This window comes from Bradyrhizobium lablabi (assembly GCF_001440475.1).
Lineage (GTDB): Bacteria > Pseudomonadota > Alphaproteobacteria > Rhizobiales > Xanthobacteraceae > Bradyrhizobium > Bradyrhizobium lablabi.
On record NZ_LLYB01000102.1, the window covers coordinates 1 to 7,192 of the forward strand.

The following is a 7,192-nucleotide window of genomic DNA, read 5'->3' on the forward strand; positions in this document are numbered from 1 at the left end:
CGCTTATGCCATGGAACCACGCCGCCTGACGGCCTCAGCTTGCCGCTTACGATCGCTTCACCGCACTTATTTTCCTAAAATCGGCCGCTGCCAATGACAACCATCCGCTTTGCCTCCTTTATGCAGATAATTTCTTAAAACCATGGTTGAAACGCTAGCGCAAACTAGGTGACTGGCACGAGGCATGGACACTGATGCTAGGCAAGGGTGGCTAGCCGGATCTCGTGTTGAGCGTTGAGGGGGCCTTCCCTGCTGATAAAGGGCTACCTATGCGCGGATTGGCGGTTTTAGCTGCGGCCACAACTTCGCTTATTGTTGCTAGGTGATACGGCCATGCGAGGAACACCATCATCGCTGATTGAGCCGTCGATATCTCGTCGATGGGACGACCAACACGCCTGCCGACTTTGGCGTTGGGAGCGGTTGTGATTTTGTCTACCATCAGTCAGCATGTCGCGAGCGGCCGTTGCACCCATTCAGCTCGATGATGGGCCGGAACAACGGCCATCCGTCGGATAGGTGGTGAAGGCGCAAGTGGTGATTGAGTCGGTGAGATTGAAACTGCCTTCCTGCACGATGACGAGTGGGCGCGGCTTGCCTGCATAATTCTTGCCGCAAGCGACGGCCCAGATCTCGCCGCGCCTTATCAATCCAGGTCGGACGCGTCGTCGATGAGCCTGATGTTGCGGCATGGCCGCTGGCTGCAACAGCAAGTGACTGACGACGAGGCTGCTTGCGGAAAAATGTAGACCGCACATCGGGTACCCAAATCCCGAAAGGCCGCAAGCCCGACAAAAACAGCTTGAATCTCACGTTGCGTCAGGTTGTAGGCTTGAAAAATGTTGACCAAAGCCCATCATTTGCAGCTCAAATTTGAGTGCCACGGACGTTAGCATTGAGAGCTTCGTGTCTTGGCGAGCACGCTTTCAGTCAGTGTGCGTCTTCGAGAGGCTGAGTCACTTCGCGTGATGGAAGGTCGAAACAGATCGGAGTCAAGGATCGAAGATCTACAAATCCAAGAAGGCTCGTAGTGGTGCGACGTGGGAGCTAGATCAGTCCGTGCAAGCGGTTGGGGCGGCCGGCCTCCCGTAAGGCAGAGTCGCCCATGTGGGTGAAGCGTGCGCCGCACTGGCTGGGCCGCGTGGCACGTTACGGTCTTCTTAGGGTCGCGCACGTGCAGCCGATAGTTGTAGCAAGTGGCGAGCGCGCCGTATTTCTTAGAAGTGCGGTACCACTGCGAAGGAGCTTAAATCTCTGTGAAGTCTTGCGCTATCCCTTGTTTTGCACGGAACGTTGGGAAACCTCAGGCTACTGCTCACCGCGGCCCGGCTGTTGCGCCGGCATGGTCACAATGTTCGTGTACTTGCGGATCCAGCTATGCGTGCAGAAGTCGACGCCACAGTTTTTGAGTTCGTGTCACGGCGAAGCGCCCCATCGGGGAGGCTGCGGATCTGGCAAATGTCTCGAACCTTCGGAATCGTATGCGCAAAGTCGTCTTTGAGCCTTGCTCTGCCTCCCGCAGCGCCAGAAGTAGATCCTGGAAATCGACGGAAGTTGTCTCGCGCCAAGTTTCGTGAGGCGCATGATGTGACCCTCGAGGCAACACAGGACGCGGGAGGCGGAGCGGCTGGCGGTCTTTCGAGGGCGACCACAACGTCGATAACAGGCGAGCCAACATTCAGAAGGAAGCATTTCTTGACTCAGGCCGAAAAAGACGTGGTCGAGCACATGCTCGCATCATTAGCGATGAGCTCGCTGCAAAGTGGCATTGCACCCACCAACGAACAGGTTGCGCACCATTTTGAGCTATCATGCGAGAGGGTTGGACTTGTCGTCACACTTGAATCTGCGACCCGGATCTTCAATTGCATCGCACGCGAGATCCACAAGGCGCGGTCGGTGCTCGAGTTCATCGGTCGCGGCACGGATCAAATGCAGTGAGCGAACGGAATGGAGCTCGTTGCACGTGCGCGCATCACAAAGTCGCCCTCGTGGGTCGACATCATAATGGAGGGGCGGCCTCACACGTTAGATTGCACATAGACGACATAATTCTGCTCGAGGTCCACAAGCAGAGTACCAATCCGCCCCGATCTCTGCCTCACCGTTTGTTCAAAGCCGTACCCGTTCACTCTGAGTACTCTGCGACAGCTCCGACAATGGTGATGCAATTCGGCCAGCGAGGTGTGGCGCGAGGGCTGTCGATCTTGAAAGCTGGTCGCGTCAGCTCAGAGCTCGTCCGATGTACGCTCGATCGATCCGATCCTGCCGTCGAAATATCGAGCGTCGCAGAGCATGACCTCGTCTTTGACGCTGCGGGCCTTGAGTGGCCTGCGGTCTCAGGTTTGCTACCGTAAAGAAAGCTCAGATTTGCAGCTTCACAGGTTTCCAGAACAAGGGTCGCCCAATCTATGAAAACTCTCACGACGTTAGAGGCTGCTATCGGTGCAGCTTTGACACACGACATCAGCTTTTCCGGCGGATCAATATATGACCCGTTTCCCCTCCCATTTCCCGCTGAAGACGACATGTTGGGGAACGTCTCGCTTCGTCGTCGGCGTGAGTTCGCCTGGGGACGGCATCACGCTCACGAGGCCCTGCGTAAACTGGGTTTCGCTCCCGTTCCGATTTTGTCGAGAGTGGATCGGGCTCCTCTTTGGCCTTCGGGGGGCGTCGGGAGCATTTCACACTCTTCGTCTGATTGCGGAGCTGTTGCCGGAAATTCCAAGAATGTGCTCGCTCTGGGATTGGACATTGAAGATCAAGAACCGCTCGAAGCGGACCTTTTGCCGTTCGTATGCACCTGCGACGAAATCGAGCGAAAGGAGTGGTCCAGCAGTCGCTTCGGCCCGAAATTGTTGCTCGCAATAAAGGAAGCCGTATACAAATCATATGCGCCGGCAACTGGTGAATTCTTGGATTTTCAAGATGTCAGTGTCAGGACGAATGACCAGAGCGGGGTCTTCGAGGCCGAGATTGTCAACCCGGAAAAGCCTACTAGTTTTGGCAGTCGAACCATAAATGGAATCTATCGCCCATTTGACGGAGGATTTGCAGCACTAGCCGTGCGATTTCGAGGCGCGTGATGCATCTCGCCTGCTAGATGCTGGAAGGCCACAGGAGACCTCATCGAGTTTGCCTTGCAATCGAAGAAATGACCTTCGGCTCTAGTAGCGGGTGGGGCAGAGGCGTTTCCGAAGAAGCTATGTGTGACTCCATAGCGCCCGGTTCCCCTGATCCGAGTAGACAAGGTCCTCCACCGAGCCCTTTCTGATCGAATGCGAACTGAGATGCCGGTCAATCATGTGTTCTCGATCAGGAAACCAAGGATCGCCTGGCAGGTCACAATAACTGCCGTTATCCGGGTTCACGCGATGATGCCCATTGTCGCAATAGCAATGGCGCTATTAGAGCCAATATCAAGCCGCTATGAAACTGCGGGATGCGCAACATCGATCTGGTGAGAGCGACGTAGGCGAGCTTCAAGCAACGGCCAGGCCAGGATAATCAACTGGTGGTGACGGTTTGCCTAGTCGCGATTCGCGGTGGCCTGCGCACGCTTCCGTCCGGAAGCAAACGCGCCGATCGATTAAAGGAGGGGGCTGCCATTCGGCGTGCCCGGCTCGGGGGCGGACTTACGTTTGGCGACGTTGCATCGGCAGCATGTATTTCAGTTTCGATGCTCAGGCGGCAAAGCGGGGGCAGCATTGTGCTGCTTGAACGTATCGGCGCGAGGTTAGGTAGCGACCTTGGACCTCTTGCGTGAGGTTGAGTAAACGAAGGGCGAGGCTCAACTCATCAAGGCCGCTGATCAATTGGAGGTCGTGCGCTCAGGTAGCGGGTAGGGTGCAGACTCTATCGCTGGCTGTCGTACCAAAAGGGAGCACGGAAGCTTTTCGAAGCCTTCTTCATCAATATGGACAAGCCAACCAAAATCATCGGCGGTTCTATCCGCTAAGTGACGAAGAGCGCGAAACGCCGCCTGCATCAGGGTGTAGTCGGTTCCCGGATGGTGTCTCAACTGGGACAGCAAAGCCCGCCTTTACGCGATCCAATACGACCATGGTTTTAAAGCTCTTGATATCCGGGTTCACATAGAAGAATCGCCGAGTGAACTCCTCATAATCTTCCATGGTGGGCGCGGTAACGTACATGACAAAGTCCGCGTCGCCGGTGACATAGAAGCCGTTGACGACCTCAACTGATGATCTGATGGCCTTCTTGAATCTATCGATTATATCTGAACGTTCTCGCTCCAGGGTCACCAGCACCAGCATTTGAATAGGTCTGCCCACCGCTTTCGGCGAAACGAGCGAAACATCGGCCTCTATAATACCTTCCGAACGGAGCCTCTCGCGGTAGCAGAAAGCCCCGCCAGTGCGCCGATCACCTCGGAAGTTAGGCGGTTATTCTTTTGCACGATCTCGAGGATGCGGGCGTCTATCCGATCGTATCGCATAATCGGCTCCCCGGCCTTGATGTGAATTGCATCCCGAAAATCGTCCAAAGTATAGCAATGCGATAAATTCAACACATGACCGCGTGGGCGATCGCACCGTCCTGGCCGCTGGTGATGACTCTGCTCCGCCAAGAGTCGATCATCCTGCCGGAGTAAGATCGGTCATTGAACCTTAACATCAACGTGTGAATGAGGCGTTACTGCGATCACCTGCTGCTCCCCACTTTCGGCAAAGATCGTTCGCTTTAAAGGAGCGCCTATGCTGAAAATTCAAGCTGGCTCTGCTTTGTCTATTGGCTTCCGGAGATTGCGGCCTCTCCGCTCTGACTTGCTGACGGATTTGCTCAAGGTGGCGGGCGATTGCGGGCTTCCGCGGGCAACGCGATTGCGCCAAAGACCGCGTGCAATGTTCACACCCTGCTGAAAACGTTGCTCCACGATGCGGGCCTTCTCCTCGCCTATCCATCGTCGTCGCCGCGGGCGCGCCGAGGTCACTCGAGTCAACGATAGCGATCAACATCCTGCGTGGTATCATGCATCGCATTTTCCACCATTTCACTTCCATTGATCAACTCAGTCTGGGCTGGATCCCAGGTGAGCCGAGGATAAGGAGGATAGGGCTCATGCTGGTTAGGTTTAGTTAGCTGTTGAGCGGCACAGGCACTGAAGTTGACTTGAGCCTCAACGTGAAAGGAAATGTCGTGGCTAAAAGCCGATCGAAAGCCGAACACTGTTCAGCCAGGCGTTGCTCGATGATTTTTCGCTGCTCATCAGGCAACTCGTTTTGAAGCAACTTACGACAACGCCAAATATCGTTCCGCACTGATTTTATTTCACTTAAGCTATCATCTATCGAACTACTCATGGATGTGGCACAGTGTGGAACTAGCCCGAACTCGTCAACAGCGTCATCCTTCGGCGAAGCCGCGCGCCGTGGCTTCATCGCGATTTTTCAGGTGTGTTGGGGGNTGCCCCGAAGATCAGGCCGACAGTGGCATCCATCTCACAAGGTAGCATCGATNAGATGCAAGCCTCGCATGCCATCTCGGGACCAGCACAGATCATAGGCTCTCAATCGAGCCATGGAAGCTTAGCGTATGTTCGCCTCTAGCCGGGCATTGCGTAGATAGCCTCCCTACATTGTCTTTACCATTTCACCATGCTTCTTCTCCGCTTCCACCATGCCCGCAGGTGGGGTGCAGCGATGCCAAATCTGATATGCACGTTCTTAGCGAAGCCGCTCACTGATGTTTCGCGAGGATTGCCGAATTTAGCGAATATCTAGATCTTGATTAATGCAATGAGCTGCGCATCTACGCTTAATTTCTGCGTTTTAGCGCCTTTTTTTGTGAGTTTAAGCGGCTGGGGCACGTTGGGTTGCGTGTAGCAGCACCCCTGGAGTCGAGCCATTTGTTGCCGGCTGAGTTTGCAAGATGTCGATCTCGGCCGTCTTGTTTCATTACGGAGCCATAGAAAAGCTCACTCTCCACGTTTCTTCCGATCATGTTCGTCTGGATGGAAGAGTGCACTATGAAATCGCTAGTTATTCGCTTTTTACTCGATCAGTCTGGAGCTACCCCCATAGAATACGGTTGATAACGGCGGGCACAGCTGTCGCTGTCGACCGATTAACTCAGTTCGTCATCTTGGCTAGCGTATGTGCATGAGCCCCCGGTTCGATCATACATGGCGATTCGCGTGTCTCTTCGGCGTACATTTCGTCGCAGCGAGTTCGGGCTGCTTAGGCCCTGCTGCGAATGATACTCAGGCAAGCTGACGACGAACTGACGGGCAGGNTGTCGTCCAGCTTAGAGGACGAAGGGCATCGGCCCAACGACCAGTTGATGGTNGGCGTGCGCTTCACCACGATGGTCGGACTTTAATCTTCGGTTCAATTTGATCATGCTGGGCGACGCTGCTTCACCGATCTCAGCCTTTGCTCTCAATTCTCCTGATCGGCGTGCGTGTGCGAACTTGCCGTCCCTGGTCCTTCTCCCATTACTGACGAGGCGCTCAAGCATTATCGCCGAGTTCTATGGCATCGAGAAGGACGTTCGTTGCTGCAACGCCCAGGGCGCCGTCTCGTTAGGCAACAGAAAAGCCAACTGCTGCTGGAATTCTTCGAGCGATGGCTCCGCGTAACGCTCGCCTTGGCGGGCTGAGGCGGCGTGGCGGACACCGCACTTGAGAAGCAGTTCGACGAGGGTGTGAACGGACGTCTCGGTGCGTCGCGACACGTGGGGATAAGTCAACTGCCGCCCATCGGGCCCGCGACAAGAGAATAGCATTCCTTCATGGAAAGAGGTGTCGAGTAAGCACTTTTTGATTGTCGCGAAAATGCGCGAAAAGGCAAAGAGGTGACGCTGACGACTCGAAGACGAGTGCCTACGCGCACCCTACGAGGACGGGCAGGGAAGGTATTGAAATCCGTCGAAGAAGGTCGCTCGAACGCGGAATTTAAGCCTCAACGCTAGGCTCATTGCAGTAATCAGGATGAAGGTGCCCTTACAGTCCCAATCAATTGTTGGTTACGGGTCAGCGAGGTGACCGCCGCATGTCAGGAGAGGGGGCCGCACTATGACCGACTATGTGCCCGCCGTCCGCGAAGCTCTTAACGGCTCAAGCGATGCAGCACTCACAAACGTCTCCGGCAAACAACCAATGCTCGACCAGCTTGTTAAGGNNTCCTCCTACGCGTTCCTTCGTAAAAAATGCGATCCTCGCCAGTCTTTC

At 55.0% G+C, this 7,192-nt stretch carries 3 protein-coding genes and 3 pseudogenes; 3 read left to right on the forward strand and 3 right to left on the reverse strand.

The genetic code is table 11. The annotated features are described in order from the left end of the window. Positions 1-476: 476 nt before the first annotated feature. Together CQ14_RS44870 and CQ14_RS47690 are read right to left on the reverse strand one after the other, a co-directional pair. Complete coding sequence (locus tag CQ14_RS44870; RefSeq protein ID WP_245320606.1) at positions 477-692, reverse strand: type II toxin-antitoxin system PemK/MazF family toxin; 216 nt, start codon at positions 690-692, stop codon at positions 477-479. Positions 693-702: 10 nt separating this feature from the next. Further along, positions 703-813: pseudogene (locus tag CQ14_RS47690) on the reverse strand (antitoxin MazE-like protein); the annotation flags it as partial. A gap of 882 nt (positions 814-1,695) precedes the next feature. On the opposite strand from CQ14_RS47690, the gene CQ14_RS29880 reads away from it, so the two are divergent. The 3 genes and pseudogenes from CQ14_RS29880 (at position 1,696) to CQ14_RS46930 (ending at position 3,086) form a co-directional block, all read left to right on the forward strand. Beyond that, positions 1,696-1,941, forward strand: a complete 246-nt coding sequence (locus tag CQ14_RS29880; protein WP_245320608.1) for a hypothetical protein — start codon at positions 1,696-1,698, stop codon at positions 1,939-1,941. 587 nt (positions 1,942-2,528) lie between these two features. Beyond that, a pseudogene (locus tag CQ14_RS48365) lies at positions 2,529-2,705 on the forward strand (hypothetical protein); the annotation flags it as partial. Positions 2,706-2,732: 27 nt separating this feature from the next. Next, positions 2,733-3,086 carry a 4'-phosphopantetheinyl transferase family protein gene (locus tag CQ14_RS46930; RefSeq protein ID WP_245320610.1) on the forward strand — a complete coding sequence of 118 codons (354 nt, stop codon included), beginning with the start codon at positions 2,733-2,735 and terminating at the stop codon, positions 3,084-3,086. Between the two features lie 861 nt (positions 3,087-3,947). Here the strand turns inward: CQ14_RS46930 and CQ14_RS29890 are convergent. Further along, positions 3,948-4,459, reverse strand: a pseudogene (locus CQ14_RS29890) (Lrp/AsnC family transcriptional regulator). Between the last annotated feature and the right edge of the window lie 2,733 nt (positions 4,460-7,192).